A 17,945-nucleotide genomic window follows, 5' to 3' on the forward strand; every position below is an offset into this window, starting at 1 on the left:
TTGAGTCTGATCATTTAGAGCCACTTACTTGTTAAGTGGCTTTTTCATTTTTAAAATAAAAGATTAATTAGAAAACGATCAAGTACAAAACACTCTATTATCCACTATAAAATAGCCATCACTGATTTAATTTTTACCGTTTTACTTTCCATTAAAGATTATAATGGACGCGTGTAATCAAATTTCATATGTCGAACCGAAGAATCAGCTCCCTCGAAGTGTTGCTTAAGTAGTGCTAAATACAACTCACCAGTAGCTAATGAATCAACTAGCGCACCATGTGCAGAATACTCAGGTAAATGATGGCGTTCACGTACACTACCAAGACGAAAATCATCAGTGCCATTATTATCTTTGTAAATATGTAGAGACTTTTCCATCTGTAAGGTATCTACCCACAATAACGGTAAAGGCGGTAATTTATAACGCTTCGCCATATAATGATTTAAAAAACGCTTTTCTACTATGCTGCCATGAACGATTAATACTTTGCCAACAGCTTCGGTTAACATTGCATCCAGCACCACATTCCATGCTTCGCCTTTTTCTAGCATTTCAGGAACAATATGATTGATCACTGCAGTTTCAGCTTTGACATTTTTAGCCGTATGAATCAATGTCTCTACTGCTTCAGATAACAACAACTGCTGATTAATTAAAGGCAAGTATCCCACACTTAATAATGAATCCGTTTTAGGGTTAAATCCTGATGTTTCAAAATCTAGTGACAAGTAATCCAATGAATAAATATCATCATCTAGGTCTGGTAATGGCGCTTCTAATAAGACACGTATGTTGTCAGGCACTTGGTGTGTTGACAAATATCGCTCTCGTTCACGTTGTAACTTATTAAGTGGATGAAAATGATTAAAAATACGACGCATAGTTTTTCTCTCTGACCTAAATATCACTGACGATTAAACTTCAATTTCGTATATTCTTGCAGATCTGCAATGATCCTAAAGGCATCTTTTAAATGCTTTCTTTCGAAGCTACCAAAAGCATTAGGATCGATGTGATTATCTGCTACTCGTCCTTCTTTTAACGCTGTAAATTGATGTGATAAACGTACTTGGGTAATAAATTGGAATGCCCCTTGTACATTTTTCAACATATCTTCGCTTAATAAATTATTTTCATGTGCATGTTCGAAACGCGCCATGGTTTCGGCTTTTTCAGAGCCTGACGACAACCCATAAATTCGAGCAAGATCGACCAACAAACTTAAAGCAAACTTTTTAATATTTAAGGTCTTAGAGTTTTCACCACTTTTTTCTAATACTAATGAATTAAAAATACCTAGTGGCGGACTTACTGAGACGGAATCTCGCACCATGGAAGATAAAAATACATGTGAAGATTTAATACTACTGAAAAGGTGGTCTTGTAACTCTTTATTAAAGCTCTCATTACCATATAACCAGCGAGTTTCTAAAAATACCGTGGCATTTAACAAGCTATCATATTCTGGATTAGCAACCCATTTACTGTACGAGGCTTTCCACACTTTCAGTGGCATACACCACTTAGGATTAACCGCCATAAATTTACCGCTACACAAAGGGTATGCGCAGGCGTCAAGGGCATTACATACCCACATTGCTAATCCCTGGAAATAGATGCGATCTGCAGCCGTTGCGTTATCCGCTAAAATAATCGCATTATCTTGGTCTGAGAGCATATGTACTTCATTACGCGCATGCGAACCTGCAACGATCCAAGCAAATTCACAGGGCGGCTTACCAAAATGTTCTTCTGCGATTTGCAATAGACGACGATTATAGGCATCCATAATCAAGGTCATTACATGGCCAATAATATCGCCACTCACTTTACCTTCTACTAACGCCTCAAAGATCGCTTGGCGTTCAGGAGTTAATTTAGATAAGTCAGCAACCGTCTTAGCATATTTTATTTTTTCAATCAGAAAAACTGCTTGAATCCTATTATTTCGGACCAAATGTGTTGTCGTTAATACCCCTAGTACATTATTACCCTCGACCACTGGTAAGCTTCGCACGTTGTTTTGCATCATAATTGATGAGGCTTTTAACACCAGGTCGTTAGGGGCTACAGTTAATGGGTTAGGCGTCATGATCTCTTTAACTGGTCGACAGTAATCTAATCCAGCCACAATAACGCGTTTTGTCATATCGCGGTCGGTAACTAGGCCAACTATTTGGCCGTTTTCAGTAATTACCGCTGTTGGTGAACAAACCGCCATAATTTGCTCCGCGACTTGCCTAATCGGCGTACTAGAGTCAGCAACCACAATTTTATCACTAGCCACTTCGGATACTTTTTTAACAAAGATACCTTTTTCACTATCTGACCACACCACGTCTAACGCAGAGTGTAAACGTACCTGTACATTACTGGCAAAATGCTCGGCAAAATCAGGGTACTCTTCTAAAAGATTTAATAGGTCAGAATGAGGAACCAAGTATAAAAGCGTATTTTCTAATGCGACTGCAGTGTAATCTTCCTGTGACTCTTTTTGTTCTGAAAGAAAGGTAAAGCCAAATAGATCTTCCGAACCTAATTTTGCCCGTAACATACCATTATGCTTGCGTTGCTCCATAGATCCGGTTCTGACGACATATAAATAGCGTAGCTCATGCTCTCCACCAAACTGAATCTGCTCCCCCTTCGCGAGGTAAGTTATTTTTATACAACAAGCAATTTTACGTTGTAATTCTTTAGGTAATTTATCGAAGGGATCAATCGTTGCTAGGAAGTCATGAATGTTCGGTATTAATGTTTGAGGCATAAGTTATCCTTTAAAAAACACTGTCATTTTAAGGCAAAAAGCCACCCTCCTAATAACGGAGAATGGCTATAAAATCATATTAGTTTTGCTAAATACTCGAACACTAAGCATCAAAGTAATTTACACCTATTAATTAAATATAGTTGGAATAAATAACAAAGCTCTCATGAAGAGATCTTAATCATTACTTGGTAAACGGCGTTTACTTTTACTTAATAGTTCAATATTAGCTTGTCTAGCTTTGTCTGCATCACCTGCCATGATCGCCGAATAAATAGCGCGATGTTCATTAATACAAGTGCTGCCTCTGATAGATGAATGTGTAATGAAACTCTTAAACATAGTGCAAAGTACATTCGCAAAAGGCAGATAAAAGCTGTTACCTGTTGAGAGAAAAATCAGACGATGGAACTCCATATCTGCATCTGTCCAGCTCTCTAATTCAAAGTCTTTGGAGATATCATCCATCTGTTGAAAAGTGGCAGACAATAAAATACGTTGTTGTGCAGTCGCATTTTCAGCTGCGAGTGCAGCAGCTTCAGGCTCTAGAGCGTTACGTAATGATAAGAAATCACGATAAACTGCATCGTTATCACCCAAACCAGTCAACCAATCTAATAATTGTGAGTCTAAGAAGTTCCAATTTTCACGGCTAGTTACTCGGGTGCCGACTTTTGGCTTGGATTCTAGCAAGCCCTTGGATGTTAACAATTTAATCGCTTCCCTTAAGGAGGTTCGACTTACTCTAAATTGTTCACATAAAGCCATTTCACCGGGAATAATCTCATTCTGAGCAACTTCCCCAGACAATATTTTGCGAGCAATTTCGCGCGCTACTTGCACATGTAAGCTGCGTTTTACTCCTGCTATTTCGACAAATGCATTCTGCATAAGATTCCTTCCTATAATAAAGTCACTTAATAGTAATACAAATAAACACTGTTTGGTATCAGTGTCATCTATCCTATTTGTCTTCTGTGATTTATATAGGGTAAAAAATTGCTTATTTTGTATTATATGTGAACTAATACTTTTAGTTTTTAAAAGGTTAACTTAGTTAAAATTATTTTCTAATAAATAAAATACAGGTGTTTTTGTTCACAAAATAACCATCTATGGTATAACCTATTAGGATTAGTTTATTATCATGAAGATAATGTAAAAGTAAGGGACAACTATGAAAACAATGACCTGTAGACAACTTGGAGGCGCTTGTGAACAATCCTTTCAAGGAGATACATTACAAGACCTATTAGAGCAAAATAAGCTTCATATGGTAGAAATGATGATGCAACAAGATGAGCTACATATTGAAGCCAGTCGTAAGGTCAAAGTATTAACCCAGGATGTGGAAGCGAGTAAAGTTTGGTATGCAAATAAACAAAAACTATTTGATGAGTTACCAGAAGATTAACATTCAATCTAAATACTAAAAAGAGAAGCCTAATAAATAATATTAAATGAACATTGCTTATTATTAGGCTTTTTTACATCAATCACTCTCATTAAACAGAGAAAGGGTATTTAATCGCTTCGTGACACTGATACCCAACCACTTCAAAATCATCCATGGTTACCCAAGTTTCTAAGTCTTCTAATGAAGTAATTTTAGGATTAATTTTCAGTTGTGGTGATGGAAAAGGCTCTCTTTTTAATTGTACATCTTGCATCAACGCTAACTGATCTTCATAAATGTGTGCATTAACAATTTTATGGTACGCCTTACCTGCTTTTTTACCGGTTATTTGTGCCATCAATGCTAGAAACGCAAAGACTTGTACTTGGTTAAAATTTAGACCAAGCGGCACATCACATGAGCGCTGGTAACTGGTTAAATGCAATGTATCACCCAGTAGTGAGAAAGTATGAGTATGCATACATGGGCGTAAACATCCCATATCAAATTCACCTGGGTTATAAAACGTTAGAATTTCAGCACGATCATCGATACCGTTTTTAAGGTTATCTACAATTTTTTTCAACTGATCTAATGTGGTTCCATCAGGCTTTGCCCAAGCACGACCTTGCACACCATAAACACGCCCCATGTCATCGTCACCTTTACGGTGTGGATTGTTCAACCAAGCATCATTTAAGTTAGCATTCGCGTCCCACGTTTTAGTGCCTAATGCACGAAAATCAGCAGCATTATCATAACCACGAATATAACCAAGAAACTCAGCTATCGCAGATTTATAAAAGCTCTTACGCGTGGTGATCATTGGGAATTGATTATTACCAACATCATACTCTAAATCAGCGTTTATTACGGTTAAACAACGTTTCCCAGTTCGCTCATTTTCAATCCAAGTCCCTTGGTCTATGATGCGTTGGCATAACGCTAAATACTGTTTCATTATTTTTTATCCTTTGCTTTTTTAGTGCTGTCATTGACTTCTGGAACAGGATTATTTTTGTATGCATAAACCATTAAAATAGTACCGATAATAATCATAGGCAGTGATAAAATTTGTCCCATGCTCATATTAAAAGTTAATAGGCCTAACTGTGCATCCGGCTCACGGGCAAATTCAATAATAAAGCGGAAAGTACCGTAACCTAATAAGAATAAACCAGCTACTGAACCGGCAGGTTTGGGCTTACGAATAAATAAGAATAAGATAATAAACAGCGCAACGCCTTCTAGTGCAAACTCATATAATTGCGAAGGATGACGCGGTAATGGTCCTGCGTTATAGAACACTACGCCAAATGGAGAATCTGTTACACGTCCCCAAAGCTCTGAATTAATGAAGTTACCAATACGCCCTGCGCCTAAGCCAACTGGCAATAATGGCACGATAAAATCACCTACCGATAAAATTGAACGTTGATGACGTTTAGCATAAATAATAATGGCTGTAACCACCCCTAATACGCCGCCATGGAATGACATACCGCCTTCCCAAATTCTAAATAAATACATCGGATTGTCGATAAAAGTTGGGAACTGATAAAACAATACATAACCAATTCGACCACCTAAGATAACGCCCATAAAACCTGCAAATAACAGATCACTGGCTTGTTCGCGTGTCCATACGCCATTGGATTTATCACATACACGGTTTGCCATCCAAAACGCAAAGGCGAAACCAACAAGATACATTAATCCATACCAACGAATATCAAGTGGCCCAAGACTAATAGCGATCGGATCGATCTGAGGTAATACATAGTGAGATGAGGACATAATTTGCTCTAATTGATAAATTTAGTGGCCGTATCATAGCGTAATTTCAGTGGAAAAATAATCATAGTTTTCTTTCTCAAAAGAAAAACTAGTAGACCTAGATAAATAGTCATCTTGTCAGCTGTTTTTTACTAAATGATAAAAAATAGCAATTACCGAATTAATTTCCCGCTATTTATGCTATTTTCTGCGCCAAATTATGATCTGTATTAATTTCAATAACAGATTACTCACTACAATCCCCTGTAGTTTTGCAGTAACAGCGTTTTCCGAAATAAAGCGTTAAATGATTAATCATGGCATCGATAAGTACATTTATTAATGCATAAAAATAATAAAGTAGGAATATTCAATGAGTTCAAACCCCACTCTTATTCAACGTATGATGAGCGGTAGCTTAGTATTACAAATTGTTGTCGGTATCATTGCAGGTGTTTGCCTTGCGAGCTTTTCACCAAGCACTGCAACATCAGTTTCTTTTCTAGGTGGTTTTTTCGTTAGCGCGTTAAAAGCCGTTGCGCCAATTCTTGTGTTTATCTTAGTTGCTTCGTCTATTGCTAACCAAGCAAAAGGCAGCCACACTAATCTTAAACCAGTTATCCACCTATATTTAATTGGCACTTTGTTAGCCTCTATTACTGCTGTTTTATTTAGTTATGTTTTTCCTACTGAATTAGTACTAATCACCAGTAATGTAACCACCACTCCACCTGAAGGCATTTTGGAAGTTTTAAATACCTTGTTATTTAAAATCGTTGATAATCCAGTTAATGCACTATTAACAGGTAACTTTATCGGTATTTTAGCTTGGGCTGTTGGTTTAGGCTTAGCATTACAACACGCTAATGAATCGACTAAAAAATTACTGCAAGATCTAGCGCATGGTGTTTCGAAGATTGTACAACTGGTTATTCGTCTCGCGCCTATTGGTATTTTTGGCTTAGTAGCAACAACCTTTGCAGAAACAGGTTTTGATTCACTGATTGGTTACTCTCACCTATTAGCAGTATTAGTGGGTTCAATGTTATTCATTGCCTTAATTGTTAACCCAATTATTGTTTACATCAAATTAGGTTCAAACCCTTATCCACTGATTCTACAATGTCTACGTGAATCTGGTGTAACAGCCTTCTTCACACGTAGTTCTGCGGCTAATATCCCAGTTAATATGGCATTATGTGAGAAATTAAACCTACATAAAGATACTTACTCTGTTTCTATTCCGTTAGGAGCGACCATTAACATGGCAGGTGCAGCGATTACTATTACGGTATTAACACTAGCTGCTGTTCATACGTTAGGAATTGAATTTGATATCTTTACTGCCATCTTATTAAGCGTGGTAGCAGCTGTGTCAGCATGTGGTGCTTCAGGGGTCGCAGGCGGTTCATTATTACTTATCCCACTTGCTTGTAGCTTATTTGGTGTACCGAATGAAGTGGCGATGCAAGTTGTTGCTATCGGCTTTATCATTGGTGTTGTTCAAGACTCTGCAGAAACAGCTTTAAACAGCTCTACTGACGTTATCTTCACGACAGCAGCTTGTCGTGCTGAAGAAGCAAAAGAGTTAGCAGCTAAAAGCTAAAACTAATTCTGAAAATACAACAATAAAAAACCGATCATGTGATCGGTTTTTTCGTTTTTGAATAGCATTAAAAATGACCAACTATTTCTTACCTGCTCGAACAAAACCGCCTAACCCTTTCTCATCCAAGTAGTTAATAAAAGTTTGTTTAATAAAAGCGCCATCATGCCCTTTTAACGCGACTTCCGTACAAACCTCAAGCTCTGAAATGGTAATTTTATTAAGAAGATACTTCACCTTATTAATATTAAAGGCATTCATACTTAGTTTCCGATATCCCAAGCCTAACAGCATTAACAAGCCAATTGGATCACCTGCTAATTCACCACAGATACTGACTTCTATGTTGTTCTTTTTACTTTGCTCTAAAATCAACCGCATCGCTTGTAATACCGCAGGGTGATAACTATCAAATAGATCAGCTACGCGACTATTGTTACGATCCACAGCCAGTAAATATTGAGTTAAATCATTGGTTCCAATTGACAAAAAGTCCACCAGCGGCGCAAGTTGATCAATAATAAAAATAGCCGATGGCACCTCGATCATCACACCTATATCAGGCAACGGAAACTGCTCATGTGATAAAGCTTGTTCCCAACACACCTCTTGCCATGCTTGCTCTATCAAGCGCTTAGATTCTTCAACCTCACCGACCGAGCCAACCATTGGTAACATGATACGTAAATTTTGGGTTTCGATACTCGCACGTAACATGGCACGTATTTGAATCAAAAATATTTCAGGATGATCTAAGGTTAAACGAATACCACGCCAGCCCAAGAAGGGGTTTTCTTCATTAATTGGGAAATAACTTAATTGTTTATCACCACCAATATCTAAGGTACGCATGGTAACAGGCAAGTTTTGGTACTGATCAAATAATGATTTATAGGTGCTAACTTGCTCCTGCTCTGTCGGGAAGGCATTACTCAGCATAAAAGGTAATTCACTACGATATAAACCGATGCCAGAGAAGTTATGTTCAGAGAACACGTCTGGTGTTGAGTTCAAACCAGTGTTTAATAACAGCTCAACTTCACAACCATCTTTAGTCACTGCCGCTTGATTAGCTTCCAATTCCACTAACGCTTTCATCTCATTCTCTTCATCTAAGAGAATTTGATACTCAGCAACTAATGATGCTTCAGGCTCAATAATAATGGTGCCGGCATAGCCATTGATGATCATGTTTTTCTGACCAATGTTCTTCAAACGCAGTGGTACACCTAATACCGCAGGAATACCTAAAGTGCGCGATAGGATTGCGATATGAGAACTTAAACCACCACGTACAGAAACAATCCCTTTCAGCTTATCAGGCGGTACCATGGCCAACATTGAGATGGTCACCTCTTCGGCAACTAAAATAATTTCGTCCGGAAAGTCTAGCTGCTCGTCATCGCGATTAGAGAGGTGGTATAACAAACGCTGGCCTACATCTCTAATTTCAACAGCTCTTTCTCTTAAGTAAGGATCACTCATGCTCTCAAACTGTTCTATATAAGTCTCAGAAACACGTTTAACAGCACTTTTAGCGGTTAGCTTCTCTTGCCTAATCTGAACTTCTACCGCACTCAGTAACGCTTTATCCTGTAAAAGGTGTCCGTATACATCAAACAGCATAAAAGCATCTTTCGATACTTGCTCCTTTAAGGTGATAGATACCTTGGAAAATTCATCTGCACAGGCTTGCACAGCGTTAGTAAAGGAGATCATTTCGTGTTCAGGATCTTCACTCTGCTCTATGCCCACATCGGTTAATAATAGGTGAGCCTGTAATACATGTGCTTTATTAATAGAAATACCAGAACTCGCAGGACTGCCTTGTAGATGCAAGGATCGGCTTTTAGATTCAGTTTCTTCAGGTAAATCTAGTAAGGTGCCACCTAATACACTGCCAAGGTGCACAGCTAAGGTAACTAAGAAAGATTCTTCAAGTTCATTATATAAACGAGGGGTACGTTGCTGTGCCACCAAAACACCTAACACTTGGCGTTTATGAATAATAGGCACACCTAAAAACGAATTAAACTGCTCTTCATTACTGGAAGGGAGATATTTAAACTGAGGGTGTTCTGAAACGTTCACTAAATTAATTGGCTCACCTTTTTGGTAAACCAAACCAACAATACCTTCATCTAAATTAAAATGCGTTGCGCCCACTACTTGACTATCTAACCCTTCACTGGCCATTAGCGTTAGCTTTTTAGTTTCTTGATTAGTCACAAAAATAGAACAACAATCTAGGATCATCGTACTTTTAGTTTGCTGTACTAATAAGTTCATAGCATCAGAAAGTGTACTGGCCTCACCGAATTGCTCTACAATTTGACGAAGTTGGCTGAACATAAAACGCTCCTATTAGTAAGGTAAGAAGGTATTTATTATTTGTAAGAACCTCGACGAGGTCGTTTGTTTCGTTTTTTATCTGTTCTATGCATCAGAGAAAATGCAGCATGGGCAAACTCAGTCAATGCTCTTCTATACACATCACGTTTAAATGATACTACTTGACGCACTGGATACCAGTAAGTAACCCATCGCCAATCATCAAATTCAGGGTGTCCGCAAGTATCAAATCCAATTTGCTCTTCTTTTGCAATCAATTGTAATAAAAACCAGCGTTGTTTTTGACCAATACAAATAGGTGCGGGTGATTCCCAGCGTACTAAACGCTTAGGAAGTTTATAACGCAGCCACTGACGACTGCTCGCCACTACTTTGACATGCTCAGGTTTTAAGCCAACTTCTTCATATAACTCTCGATACATCGCTTTTTCAGGGGTTTCGCCCTCTTTTATTCCACCTTGTGGAAATTGCCATGAATGTTGACCGAAGCGTTTAGCCCATAAAACTTGACCATTTTTATTACAAATGATGATACCTACATTAGAACGGTAGCCGTCAGCATCAATCATTAAAAAACTTTCTCAGGTTAAGATCTATTCTTATTTATACACAAGTAAATCAACGACAAAACAAAATAGATGAAATTATAATTATAATTGCATTCTTTCACAGAAACCCCTATCCATCAAACTCATAAACTATAAAAAGGTTAAACGATAGTACCTAGCTCACGTTTACTGAAAATGAATAATATTAATGTATCCACTAAATCTGTGCATAACTATGTGTACAATTAAACACAAATAAAAGGATCAAGAAACACAACAAACCGCAAGATCTTTATATATTTATTTAAAAACCTATTATTACATTTAAAAACAGTATGTTAAATAAAAATCATAAACAATAAAAAGGTATCACTGTAATTAGATCCAGTAAGTTTCATTCACAATCGAATGTGAATATCTTGGTCGTATAAAAAACATACAACCCTTATTAAACAGCACTTTCTTGCTCAAAAAATAAACATAAAAAATAGATTTTTAGAAAATTAAAGCGAAATGTGTTGAATCAAAGTAAAGATCTTATGATCTATTCAGTTATCCACTAAAAATGTGCATAACTCTGTGTAAGTTCATTTTAAAACTATGAATAACCCAACAATAAAAAAACACGTACAATTAATCTGTTTATCTCTTTTAACCTTTCAAGCGAGTTATTATGCAGCCTACACCGACGTCTGAATCTCAATTATTAAATTATTGCGAAGCTATAGCCGGCTTTTCTTTATCTGAATTAGCAGACATAGCAGGGATCATTACCCCAGAAAACCTACGTAAAAACAAAGGCTGGGTAGGACAACTGATAGAGTGGCATTTAGGTGCGTCGGCAGGCAGCAAACCTGAGCAAGATTTCAAACACCTCGGCATTGAACTAAAAACTATCCCTATTGATAGTAATGGCAAAGTACTAGAAACCACCTTTGTATGTAGCACTCCCATTTTAAATACCACTCACCTTACTTGGGAAAACAGCAACATTCGCAATAAACTCAGTAAAGTATTGTGGCTGCCGGTGCAAGGTGAGCGGAAAATTCCATTAGCAGAGCGTTTAGTTGGAAACGGATTTTTATGGACAGCGTCCGCACAGCAAGAACAGTTAATGCGTCAAGACTGGAATGAGCTCATGGAGAAGATAGCACTCGGCAAGATCGAGCAGATAAGTGCAAGAGACGGGCAAGTATTGCAACTACGTCCGAAAGCCGCCAATGGGCAAGTGGTGACAGATGCGTATGGTGAAGAAGGTGAATTAATTAAAGTCAGGCCACGTGGTTTTTATCTTAAAAAGGCATTCACTCAAGATATTATCAATCAACAATTTAATTTAAATGTTTAACCAGAACAAAATTGACTAGAATTTGTACAAATTTTGCAGTAAATTAAATCTCAAAGAGATATAGTTTTAAGGAGTGGATATGAGCATTAAAAAGCAATTCTTAAAAAATAAACCCATTGTTAAAGTGACATTCGAAATCAGTAAAGAGATGGCGAATAATGCAAGCACCATTAACCTATTATCAGAGCATAACGAATGGCAGCCTATTGAATTTAAAAAATTCAAAAACGGTAAATTTAAAATAGCTGAGAATATCTCAATGGAAGATCGTGAAGGTTTTCAATTTATCTATCAAGCTACCTCAGAAACAGGTGAACCCTTCACACTATTACCTGATGATGCTTACAGTTATGTGGATAATGGCATGAATGACGGTGGTAAAAATGCAGTAGTCGTTTTTGTGGACTAATGATCTTTTAAAATCATTAATACGTAACTCATTATTATTGTGAATCAGTATTTTTAAGAGCACTGCTTTTGCAGAACAGTGTTGAAGTTCGGCTAGCTTAAATTAAAGCAAACCTCCTCTTTATAAACCTATTTACATAACACTTCGTTATATAACTGTGTACTTCCTTGAACCGTTTTCATGCAATTACTTATTATCAGGCAAACAGAAAGATCCAGTTTGCAAAGCCTTGTTATGACAATCATAATCAAGTGTAAAAAATAAACGTTAAGCAGCCTATCTCAAATCAAAAGAGATCGATAAAAGTACATTCCGCCACACTACCACTGTAATAATTTACAGTGTAACATGATGGTTATATAACGCTTTCAGATATCAAATACACCAATTCAATGTATTAATGAGTGAGAAATAATGAACAATATTGAAATTCGCGGTGCAAAAACGCATAACTTAAAAAATATTAGCTTATCAATCCCACGTGATAAATTGGTGGTGATCACCGGTCTATCAGGTTCGGGAAAATCCTCATTAGCATTTGATACTTTATATGCAGAAGGTCAGCGTCGTTATGTTGAGTCTCTATCTGCCTATGCACGCCAATTTTTATCATTAATGGAAAAACCGGATGTTGAGCATATTGAAGGTTTATCTCCAGCTATCTCTATCGAACAAAAATCTACCTCGCATAATCCACGTTCGACAGTAGGAACCATCACTGAAATTTACGATTACCTTCGATTACTCTTTGCTCGCATCGGCGATCCTCGTTGTCCAACACACGGCGTAACTTTACACGCACAAACCGTAAGCCAAATGGTCGATACTATTTTAGAGCAACCAGAAGGCACTAAAATGATGCTATTAGCGCCAATTGTAAAAGGGCGTAAAGGGGAACATGTTAAAACCTTTGAAAGCCTAGCTGCACAAGGTTTTTTACGTGCACGAATTGACGGTGATGTTTGTGACCTAAGCGATCCACCTAAACTAGCGTTACATAAAAAACACACTATCGAAGTGGTGGTTGACCGCTTTAAAGTACGTGATGACTTAAAGCAGCGTTTAGCAGAGTCCGTTGAAACTACGTTAGAGCTAAGTAACGGCTCAGCTATTTTGGCACACATGGATGATAGTCAGCCTGAACAACTTTTCTCTGCTAATTTCTCTTGTCCGCATTGTGGTTACAGCATTGCAGAATTAGAGCCGCGTATCTTCTCTTTTAATAGTCCAGCCGGTGCCTGTGAAACTTGTGATGGTTTAGGGGTTGAACAATATTTTGATGAAGCACTAGTGGTCACTGACCCAACACTGAGTTTAGCCGATGGTGCAATCGAAGGATGGAGTAGCAAATCTAACTACTACTACCAGATTCTGCGTGCGGTTGCAGAGCATTATGGATTCTCGCTCACCGCTCCTTTTAAATCATTAAGTAAAAAACACCAGCAATATGTGCTGCAAGGCACTGGAGCAGAAAAAATAGCCTTTACTTACAGTAATGATAAAGGTGACTTAGTATCTCGTTTACATGCTTTTGAAGGAGTTATTCCCAATCGCTCACGTCGCTATAAAGAGACAGAATCCCCAGCAATGCGCGAATATTTAAGCAAATATATGAACCGTCAATCTTGCTCTAGCTGTGGCGGTTCACGTTTAAAAGAGTCATCTCGTCATGTCTTTATTAATGATGTAAATCTCTCACATGTATCAGCACTCTCTATTGCCGATGCAGAGCAGTTCTTCGAAAATATTAAATTGGTTGGACAAAAAGCCAAAATAGCAGAAAAGATCTTAAAAGAGATCCTAGAACGATTGAGTTTCTTAGTGAATGTTGGACTTAATTACTTAAGTTTAGAGCGTAGTGCAGAAACATTATCCGGTGGTGAAGCACAGCGTATTCGTTTAGCTAGCCAAATTGGAGCGGGTTTAATGGGGGTAATGTATGTACTTGATGAACCCTCGATTGGTTTACATCAACGCGATAACGAACGTTTATTAAAAACGCTAACGCATTTACGTGACCTAGGTAATACAGTGATCGTTGTAGAACATGACGAAGATGCTATTCGCCAAGCCGATCATATTATCGATATCGGTCCAGGTGCAGGGATTCACGGTGGTGAGATTATTGCTGAAGGCAGTTACAAAAAAATATTAAAGTCGAAAGACTCACTAACCGCAGATTATTTAAGTGGCCGTAAAGAAATTGTCGTGCCAGCGCAACGCACACCACTAACTGATAAATGGGTGAAACTAAAAGAAGCCAGTGCAAACAACTTAAAATCAGTCAATTTAGACTTACCATTAGGCGTATTAACCTGTATTACAGGTGTATCGGGTTCAGGTAAATCAACGCTGATCAACGATACTCTCTTTCCGTTAGCACAAACTAAACTGAACAAAGCCACAACCATTCAAGCTGCAGCGCATAAGAGCATTACTGGTTTATCACAACTGGATAAAGTGGTGGATATCAACCAAAGTCCAATTGGTCGAACGCCACGCTCGAATCCAGCAACTTACACGGGTATTTTTACTCCTATCCGTGAGCTGTTTGCCGCTACGCCAGAATCTCGCTCTCGTGGTTACAAGCCAGGCCGTTTTAGTTTTAATGTAAAAGGTGGCCGTTGTGAAGCCTGCCAAGGTGATGGCATGATCAAAGTAGAGATGCACTTCCTACCAGATGTTTACGTACCTTGTGATTCATGTAAAGGACAACGCTATAATCGTGAAACCTTGTCTGTAAAATACAAAGGCAAGAATATTCATGAAACATTGGATATGACAGTAGAAGATGCCTTTAAATTCTTTGAAGCAGTACCGGTTATTGCACGAAAATTACAGACATTAATGGATGTTGGTTTATCCTACATTCGCCTAGGTCAAGCAGCGACGACTTTATCTGGCGGTGAAGCACAACGCGTTAAATTGGCTAAAGAGTTATCCAAGCGTGATACGGGTAAAACCCTATATATCCTAGATGAGCCAACAACCGGATTACACTTCCACGATATCGCCCAATTACTCAAAGTTATCCATACTCTTCGTGATAAAGGCAATACCCTAGTGATTATAGAACATAACCTAGACGTCATTAAAACAGCCGATTGGATCATCGACTTAGGCCCTGAAGGTGGTAATGGAGGTGGTGAGATTATTGCCACAGGCACACCAGAAGATGTAGTAAAAGTAAAAGGCAGTTATACTGGACAGTTCTTAAAACCTATTTTAGAAAAAAGTACCTCTGCATAAGCAGGAATATTGCCTTGTTTTAAAATAATAATAATAAATACGAGAGATAAATGGACTTACAACAAAAGCTAACACGTGCCTTCTTTATCAGTTTTACATTGTTAATGGGGCTAGGCGCGCACTACTTTCAACATAACCAAGGTGGTAGTGGGTTACAATTAGCTGTAAACAACGTTGTTTGGATATTTTTCTCTCTTTTAATTGGCTTAGGCCTTTGGCGGATCACCGCCCAACAAAAAATTATCTACTCCAAGTACACTGCCATTGTATTTATTGCTTTAGGTTTGTTTTTTCTACCCTTAGCGTACCCCAATAATGCCTTAGCAGATCAAAGCTATACCCGGCTATTAGGATTATTCGCAGGTGTGCTGCTATTTCTTAGCCTACAACAATTTAGTTTTACGCGAGAACAAATTATTAAGCTATTACTACTCATTGTATTAGCAGGCTTTATTCAAGCTTGTTATAGCTTGATGCAAGATTACTTGTTACCAGCCCGTAATTACTTTGGTTATAGCGTCGGTTATGGTCGTCCTTATGGCATCTTCCAACAACCTAACGTACTTGCCAGCTTTATGGCGACTACGCTTATTTTAAGTGGCTACTTGTTACAACAGGTACAGGATAAAAGACTACAAGCATTTTTACTGTTAACTGCATTATTAAATATGTGGGTGATCAGCATTGCCATGTCTCGTACTGGATATTTAGGCACTCTCATCGGGTTATTGCTACTTTTACCTTGGGCATGGCAAAGTAATAAGAAACGCCTCAGTTTATTTGTACTCGCTGTCATGTTAGGGATAGGTTTTGCTTCTTTAAAAGGCGATGCATTAGGTGCGCGTAATGTAGAAGCAATGAAAGAAGGTGGTGCTCGTATTGAAATGTATCAACACGGTTGGCACATGATCAAAGAGAAGCCATTATTAGGATATGGTTACGGCAGTTTTGAAAAAGAATACCTCTTAAGTCATGCTGAACGTGTTAAAAATGGCGAACTTAACAAGTTTTCTCAAGTATTGACCCATCCTCATAACGATCTTATATTTTGGGCGATTGAAGGAGGGATAGCACCTATTTTAGGTATGTTGCTATTAGTGCTTACCTTCTTTTATCGACTATGCTCATTTAACCTTAGCAAAGCGCTCGCGTTACTTGCCTTAGTGGTACCCATTGGCTTACATACACAAACTGAATATCCTTTATACCATTCCGCATTGCATTGGCTGGTATTAATGGTCTTAGTCTTTTATGTGGATTCAGAGTCACAAAAAAATAATGAAAAAAACTTTTCGCCCACCTTCTTTTTACGCGTTGCAGGTACATTAATTCCATTATTTACTGCTATTTTCATGATCACTAATCTATTTGCGATTCATGCAGTTACGCATTTTGAACGTAGCCAAACACGTGACCTTCGAGAGATCATCAATATTGTCAATCCCTTGGTATTTGAAGATAACTTATCTTTTCATCTTTACAACTTCCGTTTAACCAATGCGATTAACACAGGTAATCAAGCTGAAATGGAGAAAGTGATATTAGGTTTAGAAAAAACCATTTACAGCACACCTAAACCGTTTTTCTATCATTTGCTTTATATTGCCTATCAACATCATAACCAACCAGAAAGAGCAGCCGAAGTACTAGCTTATGCACGTTATTTATATCCGGGAGATAGCGGTTTAAAGAATGCAGATAAAGTGAAAGAGAGCGCATCAGAAAGGACCTCTGTCGCAGTAACTACAAGCCAAGCAACTTCTTCTGCTAATATCAGTAGCGAGGCTCAGCCATAATATGAAAGTATTCCGCTCACTATTTGGCTTTATCGCTTTATTACTAAGCGGACTATTCAGCACCAGTCACGCTGACATTTATATGTATACCGATAAAAATGGTAATAAATACTTTTCTGAGCGCAAAGAAAATGAAAACTACACGCTTCTATTACGCAGTGACACGAATAAAAAGCCCACTAGCTTTAGAAACTGGAAAGCGAAAAGCTATACCAACATATCAATTCCACGTGATAAAACCTTACAAAGAAAGTATCACCCAATCATTTTAAAAGCAGCAGAGAAAAACCAATTAGATCCAGCATTCTTACATGCGGTGATCACTGCAGAATCTGCGTATCAACGTAATGCAGTATCTTCCGCTGGGGCACAAGGGTTAATGCAGCTAATGCCTGAAACAGCCAAGCGTTTTTCCGTCACCGATGCTTTTGACCCAACACAGAATATTTATGCCGGGGCATTATATTTAAAAATATTATTAAAAGAATTTAAAACAAGAGAGCTTGCAGCCGCAGCTTATAATGCAGGAGAAGGAGCAGTCAGGCGCTATAAACGCCAAATTCCTCCATACCCAGAAACACAGAAATATGTATCTAAGGTATTAACCTTCTACCAATATTATCAACATAATTTATAACTTTAGCTAAAAGGAATATAGTTAATCTTCCTGAAGTAGAAAACTTAACCCCTTAATT

Annotated in this window: 14 protein-coding genes; 7 read left to right on the top strand and 7 right to left on the bottom strand. The window is 38.0% G+C overall.

What is annotated here, in order from left to right:
• Positions 1 to 158 precede the first annotated feature (158 nt).
• From OW492_RS08860 to OW492_RS08870, 3 genes are all read right to left on the bottom strand, one after another.
• Positions 159 to 884 (bottom strand): 3'-5' exonuclease, encoded by a 726-nt coding sequence (locus OW492_RS08860; protein WP_290039583.1) that lies wholly within the window; start codon positions 882 to 884, stop codon positions 159 to 161.
• 23 nt (positions 885 to 907) lie between these two features.
• A complete protein-coding gene (locus OW492_RS08865) occupies positions 908 to 2,770 on the bottom strand; it encodes a putative nucleotidyltransferase substrate binding domain-containing protein (protein WP_290039585.1) in 1,863 nt (620 codons plus the stop codon).
• A gap of 177 nt (positions 2,771 to 2,947) precedes the next feature.
• On the bottom strand, positions 2,948 to 3,661 hold the full coding sequence (locus OW492_RS08870; RefSeq protein WP_290039587.1) for a FadR/GntR family transcriptional regulator: 714 nt from the start codon (positions 3,659 to 3,661) through the stop codon (positions 2,948 to 2,950).
• A 286-nt stretch (positions 3,662 to 3,947) separates the two neighbouring features.
• Between OW492_RS08870 and OW492_RS08875 the strand changes: the two genes are divergently transcribed.
• Positions 3,948 to 4,184 carry a hypothetical protein gene (locus OW492_RS08875; protein WP_290039589.1) on the top strand — a complete coding sequence of 79 codons (237 nt, stop codon included), beginning with the start codon at positions 3,948 to 3,950 and terminating at the stop codon, positions 4,182 to 4,184.
• 91 nt (positions 4,185 to 4,275) lie between these two features.
• On the opposite strand, the gene OW492_RS08880 is transcribed toward OW492_RS08875, so the two are convergent.
• Positions 4,276 to 5,127 carry a thymidylate synthase gene (locus tag OW492_RS08880; protein WP_290039591.1) on the bottom strand — a complete coding sequence of 284 codons (852 nt, stop codon included), beginning with the start codon at positions 5,125 to 5,127 and terminating at the stop codon, positions 4,276 to 4,278.
• Entirely contained in the window at positions 5,127 to 5,963 is an 837-nt protein-coding gene (lgt, locus tag OW492_RS08885; protein WP_290039593.1) for a prolipoprotein diacylglyceryl transferase, read from the bottom strand. Before lgt ends, OW492_RS08880 begins: the two co-directional genes overlap by 1 nt.
• 352 nt (positions 5,964 to 6,315) lie before the next feature.
• Between lgt and sstT the strand changes: the two genes are divergently transcribed.
• Complete coding sequence (gene sstT, locus OW492_RS08890) at positions 6,316 to 7,548, top strand: serine/threonine transporter SstT (RefSeq protein ID WP_290039595.1); 1,233 nt, start codon at positions 6,316 to 6,318, stop codon at positions 7,546 to 7,548.
• A gap of 81 nt (positions 7,549 to 7,629) precedes the next feature.
• Here the strand turns inward: sstT and ptsP are convergent, their stop codons facing one another.
• Positions 7,630 to 9,900 carry a phosphoenolpyruvate--protein phosphotransferase gene (gene ptsP, locus OW492_RS08895; RefSeq protein ID WP_290039597.1) on the bottom strand — a complete coding sequence of 757 codons (2,271 nt, stop codon included), beginning with the start codon at positions 9,898 to 9,900 and terminating at the stop codon, positions 7,630 to 7,632.
• Positions 9,901 to 9,935: 35 nt separating this feature from the next.
• Positions 9,936 to 10,469 carry an RNA pyrophosphohydrolase gene (gene rppH, locus OW492_RS08900; RefSeq protein ID WP_113819281.1) on the bottom strand — a complete coding sequence of 178 codons (534 nt, stop codon included), beginning with the start codon at positions 10,467 to 10,469 and terminating at the stop codon, positions 9,936 to 9,938.
• A 652-nt stretch (positions 10,470 to 11,121) separates the two neighbouring features.
• Between rppH and mutH the strand changes: the two genes are divergently transcribed.
• The 5 genes from mutH to OW492_RS08925 all read left to right on the top strand — a co-directional run bounded on the left by mutH (position 11,122) and on the right by OW492_RS08925 (position 17,887).
• Positions 11,122 to 11,796 (top strand): DNA mismatch repair endonuclease MutH, encoded by a 675-nt coding sequence (gene mutH / locus OW492_RS08905; protein ID WP_290039599.1) that lies wholly within the window; start codon positions 11,122 to 11,124, stop codon positions 11,794 to 11,796.
• A 79-nt stretch (positions 11,797 to 11,875) separates the two neighbouring features.
• Complete coding sequence (locus tag OW492_RS08910) at positions 11,876 to 12,205, top strand: hypothetical protein (protein ID WP_290039600.1); 330 nt, start codon at positions 11,876 to 11,878, stop codon at positions 12,203 to 12,205.
• A gap of 414 nt (positions 12,206 to 12,619) precedes the next feature.
• Positions 12,620 to 15,454 (top strand): excinuclease ABC subunit UvrA, encoded by a 2,835-nt coding sequence (gene uvrA, locus OW492_RS08915; protein WP_290039601.1) that lies wholly within the window; start codon positions 12,620 to 12,622, stop codon positions 15,452 to 15,454.
• A gap of 50 nt (positions 15,455 to 15,504) precedes the next feature.
• Positions 15,505 to 17,250 (top strand): Wzy polymerase domain-containing protein, encoded by a 1,746-nt coding sequence (locus OW492_RS08920; protein WP_290039602.1) that lies wholly within the window; start codon positions 15,505 to 15,507, stop codon positions 17,248 to 17,250.
• Between the two features lies 1 nt (position 17,251).
• The gene (locus tag OW492_RS08925) at positions 17,252 to 17,887 is read left to right on the top strand and encodes a lytic transglycosylase domain-containing protein (protein WP_290039603.1); all 636 of its coding nucleotides are present in this window, start codon (positions 17,252 to 17,254) and stop codon (positions 17,885 to 17,887) included.
• Positions 17,888 to 17,945: the final 58 nt, after the last annotated feature.

Source organism: Psychromonas sp. 14N.309.X.WAT.B.A12, from assembly GCF_030397575.1.
GTDB lineage: Bacteria > Pseudomonadota > Gammaproteobacteria > Enterobacterales > Psychromonadaceae > Psychromonas.

Bases quoted from the DNA above. Each gene is read 5' to 3' on its own strand.
- ptsP (WP_290039597.1), bottom strand. From the start codon at position 9,900: ATGTTCAGCCAACTTCGTCAAATTGTAGAGCAATTCGGTGAGGCCAGT.
- OW492_RS08910 (WP_290039600.1), top strand. From the start codon at position 11,876: ATGAGCATTAAAAAGCAATTCTTAAAAAATAAACCCATTGTTAAAGTG.
- OW492_RS08925 (WP_290039603.1), top strand. From the start codon at position 17,252: ATGAAAGTATTCCGCTCACTATTTGGCTTTATCGCTTTATTACTAAGC.
- uvrA (WP_290039601.1), top strand. From the start codon at position 12,620: ATGAACAATATTGAAATTCGCGGTGCAAAAACGCATAACTTAAAAAAT.
- OW492_RS08870 (WP_290039587.1), bottom strand. From the start codon at position 3,661: ATGCAGAATGCATTTGTCGAAATAGCAGGAGTAAAACGCAGCTTACAT.
- sstT (WP_290039595.1), top strand. From the start codon at position 6,316: ATGAGTTCAAACCCCACTCTTATTCAACGTATGATGAGCGGTAGCTTA.
- lgt (WP_290039593.1), bottom strand. From the start codon at position 5,963: ATGTCCTCATCTCACTATGTATTACCTCAGATCGATCCGATCGCTATT.
- OW492_RS08920 (WP_290039602.1), top strand. From the start codon at position 15,505: ATGGACTTACAACAAAAGCTAACACGTGCCTTCTTTATCAGTTTTACA.
- OW492_RS08865 (WP_290039585.1), bottom strand. From the start codon at position 2,770: ATGCCTCAAACATTAATACCGAACATTCATGACTTCCTAGCAACGATT.
- OW492_RS08860 (WP_290039583.1), bottom strand. From the start codon at position 884: ATGCGTCGTATTTTTAATCATTTTCATCCACTTAATAAGTTACAACGT.
- mutH (WP_290039599.1), top strand. From the start codon at position 11,122: ATGCAGCCTACACCGACGTCTGAATCTCAATTATTAAATTATTGCGAA.
- rppH (WP_113819281.1), bottom strand. From the start codon at position 10,469: ATGATTGATGCTGACGGCTACCGTTCTAATGTAGGTATCATCATTTGT.
- OW492_RS08880 (WP_290039591.1), bottom strand. From the start codon at position 5,127: ATGAAACAGTATTTAGCGTTATGCCAACGCATCATAGACCAAGGGACT.
- OW492_RS08875 (WP_290039589.1), top strand. From the start codon at position 3,948: ATGAAAACAATGACCTGTAGACAACTTGGAGGCGCTTGTGAACAATCC.